The organism is Rhizocola hellebori, assembly GCF_016862955.1.
GTDB classification, from domain to species: domain Bacteria; phylum Actinomycetota; class Actinomycetes; order Mycobacteriales; family Micromonosporaceae; genus Rhizocola; species Rhizocola hellebori.
On the sequence record NZ_BONY01000009.1, the window covers coordinates 1 to 21,212 of the forward strand.

General features: G+C 67.7%; 19 protein-coding genes. 13 read left to right on the forward strand and 6 right to left on the reverse strand.

Going from position 1 to position 21,212, the window contains the following annotated elements; translation table 11 throughout:
- From Rhe02_RS08715 to Rhe02_RS08730, 4 genes are all read left to right on the forward strand, one after another.
- On the forward strand, window positions 1–190 hold a 190-nt coding region (locus Rhe02_RS08715; RefSeq protein WP_203907780.1), incomplete at its 5' end, for a hypothetical protein.
- A gap of 17 nt (window positions 191–207) precedes the next feature.
- Window positions 208–1,176, forward strand: a complete 969-nt coding sequence (locus Rhe02_RS08720; protein ID WP_203907781.1) for a hypothetical protein — start codon at window positions 208–210, stop codon at window positions 1,174–1,176.
- 90 nt (window positions 1,177–1,266) lie between these two features.
- Complete coding sequence (locus Rhe02_RS08725; protein WP_239123573.1) at window positions 1,267–2,061, forward strand: alpha/beta fold hydrolase; 795 nt, start codon at window positions 1,267–1,269, stop codon at window positions 2,059–2,061.
- Between the two features lie 32 nt (window positions 2,062–2,093).
- Window positions 2,094–3,608 carry a carboxylesterase/lipase family protein gene (locus tag Rhe02_RS08730; protein WP_203907598.1) on the forward strand — a complete coding sequence of 505 codons (1,515 nt, stop codon included), beginning with the start codon at window positions 2,094–2,096 and terminating at the stop codon, window positions 3,606–3,608.
- Between the two features lie 56 nt (window positions 3,609–3,664).
- On the opposite strand, the gene Rhe02_RS08735 is transcribed toward Rhe02_RS08730, so the two are convergent.
- Window positions 3,665–4,882, reverse strand: coding sequence for a hypothetical protein (locus Rhe02_RS08735; RefSeq protein WP_203907599.1), 1,218 nt, complete (start codon window positions 4,880–4,882; stop codon window positions 3,665–3,667).
- On the reverse strand, window positions 4,879–5,382 hold the full coding sequence (locus Rhe02_RS08740) for a SigE family RNA polymerase sigma factor (RefSeq protein ID WP_203907600.1): 504 nt from the start codon (window positions 5,380–5,382) through the stop codon (window positions 4,879–4,881). The genes Rhe02_RS08735 and Rhe02_RS08740 overlap by 4 nt, the downstream gene beginning before the upstream one ends.
- Window positions 5,383–5,557: 175 nt before the next feature.
- Here Rhe02_RS08740 and Rhe02_RS08745 point away from each other — a divergent pair, with 175 nt between their 5' ends.
- A complete protein-coding gene (locus tag Rhe02_RS08745) occupies window positions 5,558–5,881 on the forward strand; it encodes a hypothetical protein (RefSeq protein ID WP_203907601.1) in 324 nt (107 codons plus the stop codon).
- 27 nt (window positions 5,882–5,908) lie between these two features.
- Here the strand turns inward: Rhe02_RS08745 and Rhe02_RS08750 are convergent, their stop codons facing one another.
- The gene (locus tag Rhe02_RS08750) at window positions 5,909–6,454 is read right to left on the reverse strand and encodes a GNAT family N-acetyltransferase (protein WP_203907602.1); all 546 of its coding nucleotides are present in this window, start codon (window positions 6,452–6,454) and stop codon (window positions 5,909–5,911) included.
- Window positions 6,455–6,527: 73 nt separating this feature from the next.
- Between Rhe02_RS08750 and Rhe02_RS08755 the strand changes: the two genes are divergently transcribed.
- Together Rhe02_RS08755 and Rhe02_RS08760 are read left to right on the forward strand one after the other, a co-directional pair.
- Window positions 6,528–6,740 (forward strand): type II toxin-antitoxin system antitoxin, encoded by a 213-nt coding sequence (locus Rhe02_RS08755; protein WP_203907603.1) that lies wholly within the window; start codon window positions 6,528–6,530, stop codon window positions 6,738–6,740.
- An 11-nt stretch (window positions 6,741–6,751) separates the two neighbouring features.
- On the forward strand, window positions 6,752–7,381 hold the full coding sequence (locus Rhe02_RS08760; RefSeq protein WP_203907604.1) for a GOLPH3/VPS74 family protein: 630 nt from the start codon (window positions 6,752–6,754) through the stop codon (window positions 7,379–7,381).
- A 49-nt stretch (window positions 7,382–7,430) separates the two neighbouring features.
- On the opposite strand, the gene Rhe02_RS08765 is transcribed toward Rhe02_RS08760, so the two are convergent.
- Window positions 7,431–8,009 (reverse strand): hypothetical protein, encoded by a 579-nt coding sequence (locus Rhe02_RS08765; protein ID WP_203907605.1) that lies wholly within the window; start codon window positions 8,007–8,009, stop codon window positions 7,431–7,433.
- Between the two features lie 218 nt (window positions 8,010–8,227).
- On the opposite strand from Rhe02_RS08765, the gene Rhe02_RS08770 reads away from it, so the two are divergent.
- Window positions 8,228–9,994 (forward strand): VWD domain-containing protein, encoded by a 1,767-nt coding sequence (locus Rhe02_RS08770; RefSeq protein WP_203907606.1) that lies wholly within the window; start codon window positions 8,228–8,230, stop codon window positions 9,992–9,994.
- 66 nt (window positions 9,995–10,060) lie between these two features.
- On the opposite strand, the gene Rhe02_RS08775 is transcribed toward Rhe02_RS08770, so the two are convergent.
- The gene (locus Rhe02_RS08775) at window positions 10,061–11,296 is read right to left on the reverse strand and encodes a M23 family metallopeptidase (protein WP_203907607.1); all 1,236 of its coding nucleotides are present in this window, start codon (window positions 11,294–11,296) and stop codon (window positions 10,061–10,063) included.
- 41 nt (window positions 11,297–11,337) lie between these two features.
- Complete coding sequence (locus Rhe02_RS08780) at window positions 11,338–12,603, reverse strand: prolyl oligopeptidase family serine peptidase (RefSeq protein WP_203907608.1); 1,266 nt, start codon at window positions 12,601–12,603, stop codon at window positions 11,338–11,340.
- A 303-nt stretch (window positions 12,604–12,906) separates the two neighbouring features.
- Here Rhe02_RS08780 and Rhe02_RS08785 point away from each other — a divergent pair, with 303 nt between their 5' ends.
- From Rhe02_RS08785 to Rhe02_RS08805, 5 genes are all read left to right on the forward strand, one after another.
- Window positions 12,907–15,660 carry an AfsR/SARP family transcriptional regulator gene (locus Rhe02_RS08785; protein ID WP_203907609.1) on the forward strand — a complete coding sequence of 918 codons (2,754 nt, stop codon included), beginning with the start codon at window positions 12,907–12,909 and terminating at the stop codon, window positions 15,658–15,660.
- A 107-nt stretch (window positions 15,661–15,767) separates the two neighbouring features.
- The gene (locus Rhe02_RS08790; protein ID WP_203907610.1) at window positions 15,768–17,165 is read left to right on the forward strand and encodes an alpha,alpha-trehalose-phosphate synthase (UDP-forming); all 1,398 of its coding nucleotides are present in this window, start codon (window positions 15,768–15,770) and stop codon (window positions 17,163–17,165) included.
- A 52-nt stretch (window positions 17,166–17,217) separates the two neighbouring features.
- Window positions 17,218–18,627, forward strand: a complete 1,410-nt coding sequence (locus Rhe02_RS08795) for a hypothetical protein (protein WP_203907611.1) — start codon at window positions 17,218–17,220, stop codon at window positions 18,625–18,627.
- A gap of 57 nt (window positions 18,628–18,684) precedes the next feature.
- On the forward strand, window positions 18,685–19,143 hold the full coding sequence (locus tag Rhe02_RS08800; RefSeq protein WP_203907612.1) for a (2Fe-2S)-binding protein: 459 nt from the start codon (window positions 18,685–18,687) through the stop codon (window positions 19,141–19,143).
- Window positions 19,140–21,170 (forward strand): xanthine dehydrogenase family protein molybdopterin-binding subunit, encoded by a 2,031-nt coding sequence (locus Rhe02_RS08805; RefSeq protein ID WP_203907613.1) that lies wholly within the window; start codon window positions 19,140–19,142, stop codon window positions 21,168–21,170. The genes Rhe02_RS08800 and Rhe02_RS08805 overlap by 4 nt, the downstream gene beginning before the upstream one ends.
- The last annotated feature ends 42 nt before the right edge of the window (window positions 21,171–21,212 follow it).

Sequence of the window (21,212 nt, forward strand, 5' to 3'; positions counted from 1 at the left end):
CGGCGGAGCATTTGCCACGGCCGGCCCAGGGGGCGGCGCGGGTGGCGGAGGATTTGCCGCGAGTGGCCCAGCGGGCGGCGGGGTGCGGGTGGTGTGCGCGGAGGGGTTGGCGGTGGGGGTGGGTCGGGTGGAGCTTTCGGGGGGCTGGGCGGTGATCCGGTTACGCCGGTCGTCCCGTCGCAGGGCCTAGGCGGGCCTTCGTTTCCGGTGCAGGGAGGCACGGATCGGTGGAAGTTCCGGCCGGCCTCGGCCAAGGTGTCTTCGCCTACCCACGAGATGCCGCAGGTCACCGGGGCACGTCCCGAGCCGGACCGCAGCCGATTGATGCCGGCGCTGGCGGCTGCGGCGGTGCTGCTGGTGCTGGTGACTGCCGGCCTCGTCTACGGGCTCACCCGGCCCGCTTCGCCACCGCCGGCAGGCCTGCAACAGCCGCCGACATCGTCGTCCATATTGGATAGTCAGGCGCCGACGGCGGCCCCGACGCCCAGCGCGGCCGCCACACCGACGGCTTCGCCCACGCCCGTCACGCAATCGCAGGCCCCGCCCAAGCCGTCTGCCGTGCCCCCGTTGACTGTGGTCAACCGGAAGGCCCCCGGCTGCTCGGAGGGCGACTCGCGGGTGGTGTGGGCTACGGTCAAAGCCGGTAAGGCGTGCGCTGCCGGAGGCACCACGGTGAGCAAGACCGTGGGATGGGATCAGGAATACCAACAGTCCTACGCGCAGCTGCGCATGTCGATCAAGAACCAGCAGCTGCCGGGCTCGTACACCGTCTCGTTCACCATTGGTGGCCTGTCCGGGCCCGAAACAGTCAACAATCGTGGCGGCTGCGGCGGTCTGGCCGTACACACATCATCAAATGGCGCAACATACGACTACTTCAACGTCTGCGCGGACGGCTGGGTGGAAACTCTTCGCGTCGTGAACAATGTTTCGGGCGACAACCAGCAGCGCCAGATCACTCCTGGCCCGGTCGAGGGCATCAGCCCCACCTACAGCGTGGTCGTCAACGTGAACCCGTCGGCAATGCAGGTCACCGTGAGCAACCGGGTGGGTCAATCGGTGACCATAACGTCGCAAGCGGCCGGCCCATCGACGGCCTACCTGGCGTTGATCACGACGTGGCGCAACATCGGCGCCACCGCCAGATTCTCCGACTTCACGTTCAGCGCCGGCTGACATTTTCATCGCGGCGCGCCCCGGAGCGATGAGTTTGCGGCGCGGGGCAGGTCTAAGAATGAGTTGGACCGCTACGCAAAGGAGCTGATCGTGAGCACTGGTGAATACGCAGACGTCAACGGCGTGAATCTCTACTACGAGTCGCACGGATCGGGCTCGCCGCTGATCCTGCTGCACGGCGGGCTGGGTTCGGGAGAGATGTTCGGGCCGATCCTCGGCACGCTCGCTGCCCATCACCGCGTCATCCTTGTCGACCTCCAGGGCCACGGGCGCACCGCCGACATCGACCGGCCGATCGATGTGCGGCTCATGGCCGACGACATAGGCGCACTCATCGACCACTTGGGGCTGGACAGGCCCGACCTGGTCGGCTACTCGCTGGGCGGTGGCGTCGCGCTGCACACCGCTGTCAAGTACCCGGAAAAGGCGGGCAAGCTGGTGTCGGCGGCGGCGAACATCCGCCGCGACGCGATCCCACCGGAGATGCTGGCGCAACAGGTTCAGGTGAACGCGGCCGCCGCCGAGTTCCTGAAGGACACTCCGATGTACGAGCTGTACCATCGGGTGGCGCCGCAGCCTGAGAACTTCCCGCTGCTGCTGGACAAGCTCGGTGCGGCGATGGCCGTCGACTTCGACTTCAGCGAAGACGTTCGGGGCTTGCAGGTCCCCACACTGATCATCGCGGCCGACGCGGACATGGCGCCGCCAAGCCACTACGTGGAGATTTTCAAGCTTCTCAACGGCGGGCTGCGCGACGGCGGCTGGATGGGCGAAGGCCGGCCCCGGGGTGGACATGCGCTGGCCATTCTGCCCGGGCTGACCCACTACAACCTGGCCGACTCACCGCTTTTCGCGGCAGTAACCCTGGATTTCCTTGGCAAGTAGCCGTTTCCTGTGCGCAGGAGAGGAAGACTGTGATGACCGCGCCCGAAGCTCGCGTGTCGGCTGGAATTCTGCGCGGGGCTTGGGAGGCGGGGGTGGCGGTCTTCCGGGGCATCCCGTTCGCCGAGCCGCCGGTCGGCGCGCTGCGTTTCGCCGCGCCGACACCGGCGCGGCGATGGGACGGGGTGCGGCAGGCCGTGTCGTTCGGGCCTCCGCCGCCTCAGGCCGCCGCCTTCGGCATGGATGCGTTGGCGCACCAGGCTCCGGGTGACGACTGGCTGACGGTCAACGTGTGGTCGCCCGAGCCGGTCCCGGGGATTGGGCTGCCGGTCATGGTATGGATCCACGGCGGCGCATACGCGATCGGCATGGCGAGTCTGCCCGAATATGACGGCGGCTGCCTCGCGCGCGACGGTGTCGTAGTGGTGACTTTCAACTACCGCGTCGGCGTTGAGGGTTTCGCGCAGATCGAAGGGACGCCCGCCAACCGCGGGCTGCTGGACCAGATCGCCGCTCTGGAATGGGTGCGTGACAACATCGGGGCCTTCGGCGGCGACCCCGACCGGGTTACCGTCTTCGGCGAGTCCGCCGGAGCCGGATCGGTCGCCGCACTGCTGGCGATGCCGCGTGCGGCCGGGCTCTTCGGCCGGGCCATCGCCCAAAGCGCGCCGGGAGTGCTCTTCTCCCCCGAGCTCGCCGCTGACATCGCCACGGCGTGCGCCGCCGAGCTGGGGCTGCGTCCCACGGCGGCCGACCTGTCCACGGTTGCCCCGGCCCTGCTGTCCGCGGCCGGTGACGCGGTCAGCGCCAAGATGGCGCAATGGGTGCCGCGTTGGGGTCAGGCCGCGTACCGGTCGATCCTTTTCGCACCGATCGTCGACGATGACACCCTGCCGGTCACGCCGTGGCAGGCCCTGGCCGACGGCGCGGGCCGGGAGATCGACCTGCTGGTCGGCCATACCCGCGACGAACAGCGGTTGTTCACCGCGCTCGGCGGCCTACTCGGCCAGGCGACCCAGGTGAGCGAGGAGCAGGCGCTGACCGCGCTGAACATTCTCGCCCCGGGCCCGGAGGGCGCACGCCGGTACAGGGAAGGCTTCCCGGCCGCAGGCCCAGAGGAACTCTACGAACTGGTCAACTCCGACTGGCTGTTCCGCATGCCCACCCTGCATCTCGCCCTGGCTCAGACCGCGGCCGGCGGACGTGCCCATGTCTACGAGCTGACCTGGCCCGCACCGGGCATGGGCGGTGCTTTCGGGGCCTGCCATGGTCTTGATGTGCCGCTGGTCTTCGGAAATCTGAGCAGCGGCCAGCCCGCCATGCTCATCGGCGAAGGCCCATCGCCTGAGGCGGAAGCGCTGTCCGCCCAGATGCGCGCGGCGTGGACGGCGTTTGCCGCCCACGGAGACCCCGGCTGGATCGCTTACGACACCGCGCAGCGTCTCGTGCGGCTCTTCGACCTCCAGCCGGAGGTCTGCGCCTACCCGGAGGAGACTTCCCGCCTGATCTGGCAGGACTACGCCTTTCCCGCATTGCGGCCGACGGAATAAGAGGCTTGCCGGCCTGGTACCCCTGAGGCAACCGCACCAGGCCGGCGCTCGTGGGGTCAGCGTTTGAGCCGCCACATCACCGGAACAGCGCCCTCGCCGCCACCGGCTCTGCCGAATTGCGTTCCGACAACGAGCGTGCCGTCATCGCTCAGGTCGTTGGCGTCGAGATAGCGCGACCGCGGGTTGGCGAGCATTGCCGCCACATCGGCTTCGGCGAGCGGCAGCAGGTCTTCGTAGTTGCCCAACGGATCGACAAACACCGTCCCGCCGTAGCCGGAACGTTCGCTGAGGAAGGCGCCCGTCGCGCAGAGCCGGTAGATGGGCCCCGCGTACTGCGGGTACTGGATCAGCTCACCTGTCCGCAGATTCCATTTGGCGGCAATCACGTTGGGCGTTGGGCCAGCGACCCAGCCCGAGGCCCATTCACCGGCGACGGCGTCGACCTTGCCACCGGGGCGGCCGGGCGCCTCGGCGACGATGGTCACTTTGCCGGAAGGGTCTCTGACCGCGGGGTGATCGCCGTCGCCGATGCGGCCGCCTACGGTGCCATCGTCACCGAGCCCCGATCCTCCATCCAATCCGGACAGTTTGGTCACCTTGCCGGGATTGCTGACGTGCCAGAGCACCGGCCCGGCGTTGTCGGCCCAGCCAAGGATGTCGCCGCGGGTGTTGATGGCGAGCGCCTGAACGCGGATGTCCCCCTTGGGCTTGGCCAGGATGGTCATCTGGCCGTCGTGGTACAGCCAGGGATAGTTGTCCTCCACCGACGCTTTCTGGTCCTCTGCCGTCCCGATGAGATAGCCGCTGCTGTTGATCGACCGGGCGTAGACGTCGTGCACCCGGCCGGGGATCGGCGGCAGCAGCACCGGAGAACCGTTGTCCCACAACACCACCCGGTTGTCCTCGGCGACGCCGGCGATGTACCGGCCGGTCGCGTCGACCGTCTGCGCCGAGGCGTAGCGAATGCCCGCGGGCAGCGCAAGCGCCTCGGTGACCCAGGGTGAGGCCGCCTTTTTCGACAGCGATGGCGTCGGTGTCGGTGATGGCGACACCAGTGGGCTTGGTGAGTTGGCAACTATGACATTCTGGTTGACCTGGATGAGGGTCGGCACGGCCATGGCTGCCACCGCAACCACGGCTGCGGCGGCGCTCATCGTGACACGGCGGCGGCGTAAGCTGCGCCGTGCAGTGCGCACGGCACCGCCCGGGGTCAGCAGGGTGGGTGGGAAAGCGGTCTGCCGCAGCAGAGCGGACAGCCTGTCTTCTTCGTTCACGAAACACTCCGAACGTCGGCCGAGACGAGCAGCTCCCGCATCGCCCCGAGCGCCCTAGCTGTCTGGGACTTGACGTTGCCGGTGGAGCAGCGCAACGCCAAGGCGGTGTCCTCTATCGACTGGTCGCACAGGAAACGCAGTACCAGCACCGCACGCTGTCCGCGTGGAAGTTTCCTGAGCGCGGTGTGGACCAGTTCTTGCATTTCGAACGGCTCGGCCACCACGGCCGGCCGGTCGGGAAGACTCCAGCTGAGAAACACCCGCGACCACGCGAGCCGTTTCTCGTCGAGAAACTGGCGCACCAGTACCCGCTGAACGTAGGCATCCACATTGTCGGCCGTCCTGACCTTGGCCCAATGTCGATAGAGCGCGGTCAGAGCCGCCTGGACCACGTCATCTGCCCGGTGGGCGTCACCGGTGAGCAGGTAGGCGGCCCGAATCAGGTGGGGCAGGCGCGCGGTGACATATTCAGCGTATTCACGTTCGTCCTCAGCCCTCATCGGCGGCCCCTTCCATGTTCACACCCCGACGACGGGTACGGCGCCACGAAAAGTTGCGTCCGGGAGTCGGCAGAAGTGCCGACTATCGCTTCCTCGGTCGCCGCAGCAGAATACGTCCCACCCGAGTTCCGGGTGGGACGTCACCAGTCGGCACATGGGAAGAAGCGGAGTGTCCATGAGGAAACGAATATTGACGCGTTTGGCCAGGGTGGCCGTCGTGGCCGCGCTGGTCGGCGCCGGGCTCACGGTGGCCAGCCCGGCCCAGGCAATCATCATCACGTGCAGCAAGGCCGCGATTTCTCCAGAGGGCGCCCAGGCCTTCTGCACCGGCTCGCCACCGCACATGTTCTACGTCTCCATCACCTGCCTTCGATTGCCCACCGGCCAGAAGAGAATCGTCAACGGACCGCACCGGCCGGTCGGCTACAACTTTTTCTCCCGCGCCTATTGCGGATCCGGCTGGGTGCTCTACAGCTACACCTACTTCACCTACTCGTAGCAACCGCCAGGGGGTCGGCGAGAAGTCCTACGGCATCGGATCGGTGGCCAGGATGGCGTAGCGCAGCGAGTCGCGCCAGGTGTGGCCACCGACCAGGACATGGTGTCGAGCGAGCCCCTCGTAGCTCATGCCGATCTTCTCCAGCACCCGCTGGGAGGCTGCGTTGTCGGGCGCCGTCGTCGCCTCGATCCGGTGCAGGCCAAGCTCGCCGAGGCCGAAGCGGACCATCAGCCGGGCGGCCTCCGAGGCGTAGCCGTGGCCGTGCAGGTCCGGATGAACCATATAGCCCAGTTCGGCCCGGAAGTGACGAGGCTCGAAACCGGACAGCGAACACGACCCGATGATTCGGCCGTCCAGCGTCATCGCCAGCTGGTAGTCCTTGCGGTCGGGTTCCTGTGCGGCGGTCTGGCGGAGGGTCAGCTCAGCGACGACCATGTCTACGGTCGGGGCGGCGATTTCGAGTGGGCCGGGAACCCGGCGCGGGTGGACGAGCAGCGCATGAAATTCCTCGGCGTCGTCGATCCGATAGTCCCGCAGCACGAGGCGGGGGCCGAGGATCTCAACTGGATACATGTGTCCATTCTTTCGGTTCGCCTGATCCTTTGCTGGCTTGCCATCGGAAAACTGATATCACTATGATAGCGGTGTGGTGGGCGAGCGAAAACAGCTACTGCTGCGGCTGGACCCGGGGGTTCACGACGCCCTGACCCGGTGGGCAGCCGACGATCTGCGCAGCGTCAACGCGCAGATCGAGTTCCTGCTACGCCAAGCCCTCGCCAAATCCGGGCGTCTGCCCGGCGATGTCGGCGAGCCCCGGCGACGCGGCCGGCCACCCAAGAGCCCGTCCGACGGCGACTGAGAGAGGCAGACATGGAGCTTCCGGCACCCCTCACCTCGCGGGTCTACCTGCTTGCCTACAACACCGACAAGCACAAGCTGACCTGCAACGGATATCTCGGTTACGTGCTGCGCGCGGCGGCCCTCACCGAGCTGCATCAGGCGGGCGCACTGTCCGATATGGACGGTGTGGTCAAACCGGCGCGTACCCATCTGAAGGATCCCTTGCTAGTCAAGGTGCTGGAGGAGATAAGCAATGCGCCCAGGCCCAGAAAGTGGGCTTACTGGGTGGGTCACGCGCAGACGCCGATGTTTCGCGCGGTGCAGCAGCGGCTGGTCGAGGATCAGTTGATCAGCACCGAACGATTCCGGATCCTCGGCATCTTCCCCGCCACGAGGGTCAAGGTGCTCAGGCATCGGGCCGTGACCCAGCTGCGCTCGATCGTGTCGCGCGCCCTGGCCGGCGGCAGCGTGGACCCCCACGATGGGGCCCTGGCCGCGCTCGCCGCGATCGGCGAGGTGCGCATCGCGGTGGCACGCGCCCAGGTCCGCGAGCGCAAGCAGCGCATCGACCATCTCGCCGCCCAAGCCGGGCCGGCCCTACCGGCTCTGCACAAAGTCATCCGCGACCATCGCATCGCGCAATCGTCATACGGCGGCTGACTCTGGTTGGCGGCACCGGCTTTCGATGCCGCCAACGACTAGGAGGCGGCTAGCAGATCGTGCAGAACCACTGACGCACCACGATGTTGCCGAAGCCGCCGTTGTCACTGATGTTGGGATCGTTGTAGCTGAAGATCAGCACGGCTGTCGGATCGTCATCGCTGACGGGAGTGGGCCGCACGTACCTGAAGCAGCCGCTGTTGCGCCCGACCGGGAACCACTCGTTGGTGCCGAAGCGCCGGCCGCGGTCGGTGATGACCGCGCCCCGGTCCACCTTGGCGATCAGCATGTACTGGTTCTGCCCCCGCAGCGGCCAGTCGGCAGGGGCAGGCGTGGGATCTCCTCCGACATCCTTCTGGGTACCCAAATAGTTGATGGCAATGCTTCCGGTGGCCGTGATCCGGAAGGCGTCGTTGTTGAACATCTGCGCGGGCAGGTCGAAGGGCGTGTTGTTGTTGCCGCCCGCAGCAAACGAGGGGCTCGTGAAACTCGTCGCCGCTCCGGCGGTGCACCTGTTCAATGCGGTCACGTCGTCGATCGCGTGGGCCGCTCCGGCGGGCAGCAGCGCACCGCCGACCGCGGTGATCGCCGTTACCGTGCCGACCAGGAACCTTCGCTTCATTGACATTGTTCGCTCCATTCTCCGTGGACCGGTGGATACCTGGATCCAGCGTCGGCGGCGGGAGTTCACGACGAACGATCCGCGAACGAGGTGCGGCGAAGTTGCGATTGCTGCCCGCATCGTCAAGAGCGGTCGGCTATTTGTCTAAACAGCCTCGCCACAACCGGGCCACAACATCTGACCGGTGTGCTGAGAGCATGAGGTTACTCAATAGAACTGCAAGAGTGGTCCTGGCCACCGTGCTGCTGGCCGGGGTGCAAGCCAGCACCGCCGTGGCGAGCGCACCGACGGTGACAGCGCTGCAGGCCTGGCAGGCGAAGATCGCCAAGGTCCCCCAGCCATCGAAGGGCTGCTTCACCTCCAGCTATCCCAAGCTGCAGTGGCAGCAGACGTCATGTTCCTACGCGCAGCAACCTCCGATGACGCCACGGCCGCCCGGCCCGCTGCCGTTCACCGTGGGCGGCGGCGGTATGAACGACCTTTCCGCCAAGGCCCCGGTCGGCACCATCTCCAGCGCCACCGGTTCGTTCGACAGCGCGGTCAACCTGACCAGTGAGACCAGCTCGGGCACAGCCAACAACTACACGCTGCAGCTCAACACGAATCCCTTTGTCAGCCCTGCCTGTTCCACCTCCCCCAACCCCGGCTGCCGGGGCTGGGAACAGTTCGTCTATTGGAACACCGGCTCATCGGGCCGGCTGCTGATCCAGTACTGGATGCTGTTCTACAACGCGCCGTGTCCGGCCGGCTGGATCTTCTTCGAGTTCAGCCCCGGCGACCCCATCAGCTACTGCTTCCGCAACAACGCCGGTCAGGTGAGCGGGCTGGCCAACCAGCCGATCACCAACCTGACATCGCTGCGGCTGACCGGCAACGCCACCGCTGCCGGCGACAGCGTCACCTTTGTCGCTGGGGGCACAGCCACCACCGCGCCGGGCGACAACTTCCTGTCCGCCTCGGGCGGGTGGGACATCGCCGAGTTCAACGTCTTCGGCGGCCCGGGTGGCGCCGAGGCCACGTTCAACGCCGGCGCGACCATCAAAGTCCGGACGTTGATCAACTACGGCGGCCGCGATGCTCCCGAGTGCCGGGCGGTGAGCTTCACCGGCGAGACCAGCAACCTGAGCTTCGGCACCGCGGCACCCGCTCCGACGCCGCCGGGACCATCCATCCAGTTCATCGAGGACACCGACGGTGGCATGCCCGCGGACTGCATGTATGCGGCCGCGATAGGTGACACCCATCAGCACACGGTCGCCGGTCTGCTGTATGACTTCCAAGCTTCCGGCGATTTCGTCGAGGCACAGGTCGGCCCGAGCTTCGAGGTGCAGACACGTAAGGTCTCCGGCGCGCCGACATGGCCGGACGCGTCGGTGAACCAATCGGTCGGCGCGCGCATGGGCAAGACCGAAGTGGCGTTGTGCGAAGGCAAAACCCTTGTGGTGGACGGAAAAGCTACCGAGCTGCCCCCGGGCGGGTCGCTCTGGCTGTCGGCCGACAACGTGAACATCTACCGAGTCGGCAATCGCTATTTCTTCGTCGATCAAGACGGCAACAGTGTTCGGATAGGCGTGCATTCGAGCTATATCAACGTATCCGTGGGCCTGGGGGCCTGGCCGTCGAAGGTTCTCGGCCTGCTCGGCAACCCCGACAACGACGTCAAGCGGCTCGAGGCCCGCGATGGCACCCAGTTCACCGTTCCGGTCTCGTTCTCCGACCTCTACAACAGATTCGGCGACAGCTGGCGGCTCGACCCGGCCAAGTCTTTGCTGTCGGTCTGCGGACCCCAGGCAGAGCAAGGCAATCCTGGCCGGCCGTTCTTCGCCCGCGACCTGAACCCGGAACTGCGCCGGCACGCCGAGCTGGTCTGCCAGAAGGCCAAGGTGCCCAGTGTTTGGCTTGGCGCCTGCACCCTGGACGTAGCGGTGCTCGGTGACAAGGCGGCGGCAGCATATGTCGGCGTCAAGCCACCTGTTCTGACAAACCCATAAAACTATTTCATGGTACGCAGCGGGGCACACCAGACGGTGTGCCCCGCTCGGTCACGTCTAAGGCGGTCAGCACAGGCAGGCGGGTAGCCAGTCTGCGGGGTTCACCGGAGTGCCGTTGAGCCTCACCTCAAAGTGCAGGTGGTATCCGGTCGAGGTGCCGGTCGTGCCGACGCGGCCGATCAGCTGCCCCACGTTGACCCGCTGGCCAACCGACACAAGGATTTGCGACTGGTGCGCGTAGCACGTGGACAGATTGGAGCCCTGATAGGTGCCGTGCGCGATGCAAGTGTAGTTGCCCGACCCCCCGCGCGGCCCGGCCAGGGCGATCTGCCCCGGGGCCGCTGCGTAGATGGGCGTGCCGTTGCCGGCGGCAATGTCCATGCCCGAGTGCAGCAACCACTCGTGATAGATCGGATGCAGACGGTAGCCGAAGTCGCTGGACTTGCGACCGCTGACGGGCATGAGCAGGCGCGCGCCGGGGCGTAGCACCGCTGTGCCACCGCCCTGCCCGGCTTCCCACGCTTGCAGCTCCGCCGCCACGCGCTCGCTTTCCCGCTGCGCCTCCTGGTAACGCGCAAGCACCTCGGCCCGGTATTTTTCCGCTTCCGCGACAGCGTCTTTCTGCTTGGCGAGCAGATCGGTCAAGGCACGTTCGTTGCGCACAGCCTCATCGCGGGTGCGGGCGACCTCGGCGACCGCGGCTTTCGCCGCGGCCAGCTTCTTGTCGGCGGCGTCCTGTGCCGCGCCGGCCCTGGCTGCCAACCGCATCGCTTCCTGAGTGGCTGCCGCGTACCCGTCGACAGCCTCTTTCTTCAGCTCCGACACCTGGCGCGCATATTCGGCGCGCAGCATGAACTCCCGCGGTGAGCTGGAACCGATGAAGGCGTTGAACTCTGCTATCCCGCCGCCCTGGTAGGCGACGGTGGCGAACCGGCCGAGGCGCTCCTTTTCCAGCTGGACCCGGTCGGCCGCGGCTTGATACTTCTGCGCGGCCACGTCCAGGACCGCCTTCGCGGCATCCGCCTGCTTCTGTCGCACGGCCGCCGCGTCTTCCGCGGTCTTCACCGCTTGCTTCGCCGCGGTGCTGACTTCCTTGGCCGCCAACACATTCTCGTTCAGCTCGCCGAGTTTGGTCAGCGCCGCCTGGGCTTGGGCCGAAGCGGACTCCAGCAACACGGCCGTGCGCGCGAGCTCGGCATCAGCGCGTTTCTTTGCTTCACGAGGATCGTCGGGCTCTGCCGCCCCGAAACTCAGGACGGCGAGAACAGCCAATATGGCCGATGAGGCGGAGATGGCCCGCATGTCCGGGAACTGTACGCGGCCATGCGGGCGTCTTCAACCCGTCAGCGCCGCTGTTTTCTCATCCACTCCCATATGTGTATTGAGTTGATACTGGGGTCGTTGCGGGCCACGTAGATCCAGGACCAGTGGCCGGGGAACTGGTGGCCGTTCCAGATGACGTGGTCGTAGAGCGTCATCTCGGAATCGGCGATGAGGTCGTGTGCGTGGATGGTGTTGGGCTCCGGCGGAACTGTCGTGTCATCGAGCGAGGTGACCAGCCAGGTGGGGGTACTGATCCGCGCCAGCTCGGCGTCGGTGATCATCACCGGGCCGCCCGGCTGAAGAGACGCGACCACGCCACAGATCGGCACGGAGGCGGCGAAGACTTCGGGATAGATCGTGGTCATCTTCAAGCTCATGTATCCGCCGTTGCTGCAGCCGGCGACGTAAATCCGGTCCAGGTCGATGGGGTGCCGGCGGGCCAGATCGCGAATGATCTCAAGGATGAGAGGGGCGAACCGCGGGCCGTCCTCGAGCCAGAACGACGTGCTCTGCGGAGCCACCACAAAGGCGCCCGAGAAGATCTTTTGTGCCTCGGCGGTGGCGAAACCGAGCGCGCCGCGGTTGGCACGCAACGTGGTTTCGTTGTCGTAGTAGTTGTCGGGCAGGGAGGCGCCCTCACCCCCGCCGTGCAGCCAGACCACAAGCGGGCGTTTGCCTCTTCCCGCGGAACGCGATGTGGGCGAATACAGCCGGTACTTCATCCCGGAGCCGGAGACGTGGTAACTGAAGGCGTCCACCTCCGGATTGGACAGCCGCCCCTGCTGGAAACCGGAGATGGTGACGGGGCGGTGGTTGCGCAACGCGAAGGGCGCGTTCTGGGTGATGGTGTAGACCAGATCGAGCTGTACGTTGCGTCCTTTGCTCACGATGTAACCGAGGGTGCCGCCGCCAACCTGTCCCTCGGCGTAGCTCAGGTCGAGCACGATGTTGCCACGGCGGTCGATCCGGGCCGCGGTCACCGGGCGGTCAAGGTCGTACTCGCTGAAGATGACGTCACCTGGGGCGATGGGAATCGGGCTGCTGGCCTTGGCATGCACGCTGAAGGTGCCGGTGGTCACGGTGGCCGGGTCGATCGGCCCGAGCCGGGCGGTGTCGAGGGTGATCGAGGTGACCTGCTCACCCCCGTCCAGCACCAGTGCGTCGAGGGTGAATCCGACGCGTGAGGTTTGGCCGCCGGCATAGGCGGCGACGCCGGGCAGGGACAGGCCGGCGGCGGCACCCGCGCCGGCGGTGAGAAGGGTGCGACGGCTGAAGGGCGTGGCCATGCGGACTCCTCTGTCGTTCATTGATGGTCTTCGCATTAACTCTGGTCTATCACAGCCGTCGCGGGTCGGCACGGGAAAGCCCTGCCACCGATTCGGGCGGCAGGGCGAGGTGTTGACAGACAGTGCGCCAAGCATCGCGGTCCGCGTTTTCAAGGTGATTGATTGCTGATTGATTGCGCTGCGAAGCGACTGGTTGAATGCAGTGTGCGCGCTGCGGGGATTGAGTTCCGGGTGTTCGGTCCGGTCCGGATGTGTGTGGCCGGCGCCGACGTTGCGCTTGGTCCGGTCAAACAGCTTTGCCTGATGACCTCGTTGGTGCTGGAGCCAGGAACCGTGGTGCCGCTTGGTGTCCTGATCGACCGGGTGTGGGGGCCCGCCCTGCCCAGCGACGCGACCGGAGCTCTGGCGACCTACGCCAGCAGGCTTCGCCGCCTGATCGCGGCAGCCTGCGCGGAGCACAGCGATGCGGTGGTGATTCACCATCTGGCGGGCGGATATCGCCTGGACTGCGACCCGGAGGCGATCGATCTGCACCGGGCCAGGCGGCTGGTGCGCCTCGGCCGGCAGGCAGACAGCGATGAGCTCGCGCTGGCGTACCTGTCACAAGCATTGGATCTCACGGCGGATCTGCCATTGAGTGGCCTGACCGGCTCGTGGGCAACTCACGTTCGGGACCAGCTGGTCCGGGAACGGCTCGACATCGCGCTCGAGCGGTTCGACATCGAGCTTCGGCTCGGGCGGTGCACCGAGATCGTCCCCGAGCTGTTAGACCTTGCGGCGCAACATCCGCTGGCCGAGCACGTCCTATCCGCCCTGATGCGGGCGCTGTGCGCGGCGGGGCGGCCGGCCGAGGCGCTGGATCACTACGCGCAGCTGCGTGGCCGGCTCGCCGAGGAGCTCGGCTGCGAACCTGCGCCTCAGCTGCAGGACCTCTTCCGCGGGATCCTGCGCCAAGCGCCGGAGTTGTTCGCCACCACCACAGTTGAGGCGGCGCAGGCTCTCGTGCCCGCCGTCGCGAGCCCGCGTGGAGCTTGGCCGGTCCCTGCGCAGCTACCCATAGACGCGCGAGGATTTGCCGGACGTCATCGGGAGCTTGAGCAACTGACCCAGCTCGCCGAGTCGGCCGCCGGCCCTGGGCTTGTGGCGATCACCGGAATGGCCGGCATCGGCAAGTCGGCGCTGGCAGTGCATTGGGCTCACCGAATCCCCGACCGGTTCCCGGATGGGCAGCTGTACGTCAACCTGCGCGGCTTCGATCCGGCCGGCCGGCCGGTCGAGCCGGCCGCAGCGGTGCGCGGCTTTCTCGATGCCCTCGGCCTGCAGCCGGGGCGAGTCCCGGCCGACGCTGAAGCGCAGTATGCGCTGTACCGCAGCCTGCTGGCCGGCCGCCGGATGCTGGTCCTGCTGGACAACGCCAGCGACGCTGAGCAGGTCCGCCCGCTGCTGCCCGGGGCGGGCGGCGCCATGGTGCTGATCACCAGCCGCAACCGGCTCACCCCGCTGGTCGCCACCGAGGGCGCCCATCCCCTCAGCCTGGACCTACTGTCCACAGAGGACTCTCGTAAGCTGCTGGCCGCGCGGCTGGGCGCCGCCCGGGTCGCGGCCGAGCCCGACGCGGTGGACACCATCATCGGCGATTGCGCCAGGCTGCCGCTCGCGCTGGCGATCGCCGCCGCGCGCGCCGCCCAGTCCGATGGCTTGCCGCTCGCGGCCCTCGCCGCCGACATTCACGACACCGGACGGCGGCTGGACACGCTGGACGGCGGCGACCCCGCCAGCCAGGTCCGGGCCGTCCTGTCCTGGTCCTACGCCACCCTGTCCCCGCCCGCGGCCCGGCTCTTCAGATTGCTCGGCCACCACCCGGGGCCGGACATCTCGGCCGCCGCCACGTCCAGCCTGGCCGGATGCCCGCCGGGGCAGGCCGTCCCGCTGCTGATCGAGCTGACCCGGGCCAGCCTCATTGCCGAACACACGCCGGGCCGATTCCTCTGGCACGACCTTTTGCGCGCGTACGCCACCGAGCTGGCCGCCCAAGACCCTGAACCCGAACGACGCGCGGCCCTGATCCGCCTGCTGGACCACTACACGCACACCGCCGACACCGCCGCCCGCCTGCTTTACCCGCAACGGTCCGCACCATCGATCGCCCAACCCCAATCCGGGATCAGTCCCGAAGGCCTCGCCGACCCCGGTCAGGCTCTCACCTGGTTCACCGCCGAACACGCGGTGCTGATGGCCGCCGTCGACCACGCTGTCGCCAACGGGTTCGACTTCCACGTCTGGCAGCTGGCTTGGGCCCTCGACGATTTTCTGGACCGGCGGGGGCACTGGCACGACAAGGTCGCCGTCCAGCAGGCCGCGGTGGCTGCGGCCGGGCGTCTGGCCGACCCGTCCGCACAGGCCCGCGCCCACCGACTACTTGCCGTCTCCCACACCAGGCTGGGCCGGTTCGACGACGCCGACGCCCACCTGCAGCACGCCCTCGACCTGACGACCCAGACCGGTGACCTGACCGGGCAGGCAGCCACCCATCACCATCACGCCATGCTGCGGGATCGGCAGGGCCGCTACAGCGAGGGGCTCGATCATGCCCGCCAGGCACTGGAGCTGTACAGCGCCGCCGGCAGCCAGCGCGGGCAGGCGTTAGGTCTCAACGCGGTCGGCTGGGCGCACGCCCGTCTCGGCGACCACCAGCAGGCCCTCATCGACTGCAAGCAGGCCCTCGCCCTGCACGAGGCGCTCGGCGAGCACTACGGACAAGCCTCCACATGGGACAGCCTCGGCTACGCCTACGACCACCTCGGCCAGCACTCCGAAGCCGTTACCTGCTACGATCACGCCCTTGAGCTGTACGTCAGCCTCGGCCACCGCCACGGCGAAGCCGATACCCTCAGCCGACTCGGCGACTCCCACTACTCCGCCGGCAACCCGCGCGGCGCGCAAACCGCATGGCAGCAGGCCCTGACCGTTTTCGATGAGCTCGAGCACCCCAATGCCGATCAGCTGCGCACCAAACTCGCCACGCTGGACCGTCCACCTAACGCGCACCTTCGGTAACCAAGGCGTAATTTTTGGTTGATACATGTGGCTTCGCGACCCGGCCAATGCCGGACAATAGTCCGAACTGTTCTCATGTCAGCGAAAGCACGGAAAGGAGGCCCCCGATGCGGGACGCCTCGCTAGTCGTGATCGCCAGCCGTCTGCCCATCAACGACGCCGCCGCTTCCGAAGGGGTGTTCGAGTGGCGCCGCAGCCCCGGTGGGCTGGGTGAAGCCCTGCATCCTGTGCTGATCAACACGCCGACCACCTGGATCGGCTGGGCGGGCAAGGCTGGCCCCACCACTTCGCTGCCAGACGTCGACGGCGTGCGCCTGGTGCTGATAGAGCTGTCCGAGGAGGACGTCCGCGACCACTACGAGGGCTTCGCCAACTCGACGCTGTGGCCGCTCTACCACGATGCCATCGAGCCCGCTGTGCACCACCGCCGATGGTGGGAGGCCTATCAGCGGGTCAACCAGCGCTACGCCGACCACGCCGCGCGGGTCGCCGCCCACGGCGCCGTGGTGTGGGTGCAGGACTACCACCTGCAACTGGTGCCCATGATGCTGCGCGCACAGCGACCCGACCTGCGCATCGGCTTCTTCCTGCACGTGCCGTTCCCTCCCCCGGAGCTGTTCATGCAGCTGCCGCGCCGCGCCGAGCTGCTGCGCGGCATGCTGGGGGCCGATTTGATCGGATTCCAGCGCATTCAGGCCGTGCACAACTTCCACCAGCTGGTCGCGAAGGTGCTGGGGGCGACCGTCGACGAAAACGGCGTCGAGATCGACGGGCGCGTCGTGAGCACCGGCGCGTTCCCGGTCTCGATCGACACCGCCGAGATGGAGGCGCTTGCCAGCAGTGAGGAGGTCGTGCAAAAGGCAGCCCAGCTGCGCGCCGACCTGGGCGGTCCGCAGCGGGTGATTCTGAGCGTGGACCGGCTCGACTACACCAAGGGCATTGAGCACCGGCTCAAGGCCTATCGGGAATTGCTGGTCGATGGCCGGCTCAAAGCCGCCGAGACGATGCTGGTGCAAGTCGCCATCCCGAGCCGGGAACGTGTCGAGCAGTACAGGCTGCTGCGCGACCGAGTGGAGAGCGAAGTCGGGCGGATAAACGGCGACTTCGGGCGGGTCGGCGTGGCCGCGGTGCACTACCTGAGTCAGGTCTTCGATCGCACCGAGCTGGCCGCGCTTTACCGCGCCGCCGACGTGATGGCGGTGACCCCGCTGCGCGACGGCATGAATCTGGTGGCCAAGGAATACGTCGCCGCCCGGGTCGACGGATGCGGCGCGCTGGTGCTGAGCGAGTTCGCCGGGGCCGCCGCCGAGCTGACGCAGGCCTACCTGGTGAACCCGCACGATGTGGAGGCGCTCAAGGACACCCTGATCCAGGCGCTGCAGGCCGATCCGACCGAGCCGAATCCGCAGATGCTTGCCATGCGGGAGCATCTTCGCCACCATGACATCCAGGCCTGGGCCTGGTCGTACCTGACCGCGCTGGAGGCGGCCTGCGCCGCTCGGTGATTCGCGCAACAAATCTAGTGATCTTGGTGAACTAAGTGCGAGTATGTCCGTCGTGTCCAGCATCGATCAGATTTCAGACAAGGCTCTTGTGGATCCTGGGACGGCTGGGCAGCGATCCCTCCAGGACCGAATCCGTGACCTGTTCCCGCACGACCCCGCCCGTCCCCACCTCTCCCGCTGGTGGTGGTGGATGGCGCTGGCGGTCGTCGCCGGTGCATTAGCCAGTCTTGGCCGGGTGCCCTATGGCCCAGGGGTGCTCAACAGCATCTGGGCCGAGGACGGCTCGAACTTCCTAACAGATGCCTTGTACCGCAACGAGTTCAAAATGATTCTCCGCCCTCACAACGGCTACTTCGTGATGGCGACCCGGGCACTGGCCATCCCGGCGAGCTGGGCGCCGATCGAGTGGGGCCCGGCGGTGCTGACCATCGAGGCGGCTCTGGTCACCGGGCTCATGGCGCTCGGCGTCTACCTGGCCAGCCACCAGCATCTGCGCCACCCGCTCGCCCGCCTCATCGCGGCCGCCCCCGTCGTCGCGGTGCCGTTAGGGGAAAACGTCGCGGCAGCCGCGTCGAACAACGTGGCCACGCTCCAGTTCGCCGCCATCTACACCGCGATGTGGATGATGTTGTGGGTGCCCAGAAGGCGCGCCTCCCAGGTCGTCGCGGTGCTCGCCGTCCTCGCGGTCGCCATGAGCAGTTTCCTGGCCGTCATCCTGCTGCCCTTGGCTTTGCTGCGCCTCTACGCACGGCGTGGGCTGGCCGAGGTGACTATGGTGGCGGGCCTGCTGGTGGCCTTGGCGGGCAACCTCGGCGCGCTGGCGCTCGGCCTGGCGGTAAGGCCGGTGAATGTGCCGTCGAACTGGGATCCTTGGTACGCCTTGAAGATTACGGCCGACTGGGCGTTGCCCCACGCGATGTTCGGCTACGGCATCACCGGCGACGGCACCCAGGCGGTGCAGCCGGCGTGGCTGGTTCAGCTGTCCTGGGCCGTGCTCGCCCTGTTCGTGGTGGTGGCGGCGGTCGGGCTGACCCGCCCGGCCTGGAAGATCGCGGCCCTGATGGGCCTGACCGCGATCGTGTTCGTGTGCGCCACCGAGATGCAGTACGGCGGCCTCGAGCTGCGTTACGTCATCGCGCCCGAGCTCATGCTCTTCGTGGTGCTCGCCGCGCTCATGCTGCCCAAACCGGACAGCACCCGGCGCCTCGCCGTGTTGCCCCTCGTGCTCACCTTCGTCGGCGTCGGGCTGGTCTTCGCCTTCAGCTACCAGACGGTCTCGCCGCGAGCCAATGCGCTCGCCCCCTGGGACGAGGCGGTAGCCCGAGCCCGGATCACCTGCCAGGATCCAGCGAACCGGGCCGTCTACATCGACCCAGCCGACGGCAGTGTCGAGGCGTTCAACGGGGAGCCGTCGGGCTTCCCCGGCTGGTCGGTGCTGGTGCCCTGCGACCGCCTGCGCTAGCCTCCTCGCGAGTCTGGGAGTCCAGCCCGTTCCGGCCGGGAGGTGATACGGCTCGCCATGTTCACCATCAATGTCAACGGGGTGGACCATCGGGTGGAAGCGCCCGGGGATGCGCCGCTGCTTTTCGTGCTGCGCAACGATCTCGGCCTGCACGGCCCACAGTTCGGCTGTGGCGAGGAGGCGTGCGGCGCCTGCAAGGTGCTCGTTGACGGCGCGGCCGTCCCCAGCTGCCGGCTGCCGCTGCAGCGGGTGGGCGCCGCCCGGGTGGTCACCCTGGAAGGGCTGGCCGAGGAAGGTGAGCCGCACCCGGTGCAGCGGGCGTTCTCCGACGAGCAGGCGATGCAGTGCGGCATGTGCGCCAACGGCATGATCATCGAGGCGGTGGCGCTGGTCATGCGCGGCAACCCGACCGACGACGGCATCCGGGAAGCATTGCAGGACAACCTGTGTCGCTGCGGGGCGCATCACCGGATCGTGCGTGCGGTGCGCCGGGCCGCGGATGAGCTGTGGCGATGAGCACCGCGGCGGACGGCACGCCGATCGACGACTGGATCGAGATCCACGCCAACGGCCGGGTCACCGTCAAGACCGGCAAGGTGGAGCTGGGGACAGGGCTGATGACCGCCCTGGCCCAGATCGCCGCCGAAGAACTCGACGTTGCTGTGGAAGACATCGACATGGCAGGCCCGTGGACCGGCCGCAGCCCGGACGAGGGCTACACCGCCGGCAGCCGTTCGATCAAGGACGGCGGGGCGGCGATCCGCCGGGCCGCGGCCGAGGCCCGTCAAGCGTTGCTGGAGCTGGCCACGGCGCAGCTGGGTGACGCGCTGACCGTGGCCCGCGGCGTGATCACCGGGCCTGGCGGCCGCCGGAGCTACGCCGAACTGATGGGCGGAAAGCCGTTCCACCGCACGATCGATGGCCGGGCACCGCTCAAACACCCCGAGTCGTACTCCGTCGTCGGCACAGCGGTTCGGCGCGCCGACATCGCCCGCAAGGTGAACGGGCTGGACGGGTTCGTCACCGACATCCGCGTCGAAGGCATGGTCCACGCCCGGGTGGTGCGCCCCCGCACCTTCGGCGCGCGTCTGGTCGACGTCGACACCTCCGCGCTGCCAGATGGCGTGATCGTGGTGCGCCGCAACGACTTTCTGGCGGTGGTCGCCGACCGTGAGGAGGTGGCGCTCGCGGCCCGTGCCGCCATCCGTCCCCTGTGGACCGACGGGCATCCGTTGCCGCCGATGGACGACCTGTTCGGCTGGATGCGCCGGCAGGTCACCGACGACAGCGACCTGGTGTCCTGGCCACGCTCCGGCGACGTGGCGGCGGGCCAGCGCACGATCGTGCGCGACTACCACTGGCCGTTTCAGGCGCACGCCTCGCTCGCACCGTCGTGCGCGGTGGCCGACGTGCGCCCCGACGGTGCTGTCGTCTACACGGCCGCGCAAGGCGTCTACCCGCTACAACGAGCACTGGCCCAGCTGCTTGACCTGCCCCCGGCCTCGATCGAGGTCATCCATCGGGAGGGATCGGGCTGCTACGGCCACAACGGCGCCGACGACGCGGCCGCCGATGCCGCCGTGATCTCGCAGGAGCTGGGCCGCCCGGTAAGGGTGCAGTGGACCCGTTTCGACGAGCTCGTCTGGGCACGCAAGGGACCAGCGATGACCACCCGGATGACAGCGGAGCTCGCCCCGAAGGGGCGGATCGCGTTCTGGAGCGCGGACATCTGGACCCCCACGCACGGCGGCCGTCCCGCCAGACCGGACCAGCTCATCGCCGGCCGGCTGCGTGACGGCCTCGCCGAGCCGGAAGCCACCGCGTACATCGGCGGTGGCCGCAACGCCCAGGTGGACTACGACATCGCCGCACAGCGGGTCACGATGCGCTGGCTGCGCAAGCCCGCGCTGCCCGGTTCTGCGCTGCGGGGCTTGGGCGCCACCGCCAACACCTTCGCCAACGAGTGCTTCATGGACGAGCTGGCCGCTCTGGCCGAAGTGGACCCGGTCGAGTTTCGCCGCCGGCACCTCACCGACCCCCGGGCGCTGGCTGTGCTCGATGCTGTGACGCAAGCTTGCGGATGGGGTCTGCCGCTGCCGGCGGGCCGGGGCCGCGGCTTCGCCTATGGCCGCTACGACGGCACCGGCGCCTATGTGGCGACGGTCGCCGAAGTGTCCATTGTGGACAATGAGGCGCGGGTGGAGCGGCTCTGGATCGCGCACGACTGCGGGCTGATCGTCAACCCGGACGGCCTGCGCAACCAGATCGAGGGCAACCTCATTCAGTCGCTGAGCCGGGCTTTGATCGAGCAGGTTCGCTGGGACGCGGGCGGGCTGCTGTGCACAGAATGGGATTCCTACCCGATCCTGCGTTTCACCCAGATCCCGCCTCTCGAAGTGATCCTCATCGACCGCCCGGATCAGCCGCCGGTCGGCGCGGGGGAACCGGCGACCATCACCACTGCCCCTGCTGTCGCTAATGCCATCGCCGCGGCCAGCGGAGTGCGGCTGCGCCAAGTCCCGCTGGGCGGGCAGCTGCGCTAGGTATGACAAGTTGCGCTCCGCGCTGCTGGCCGCCATCGCCTC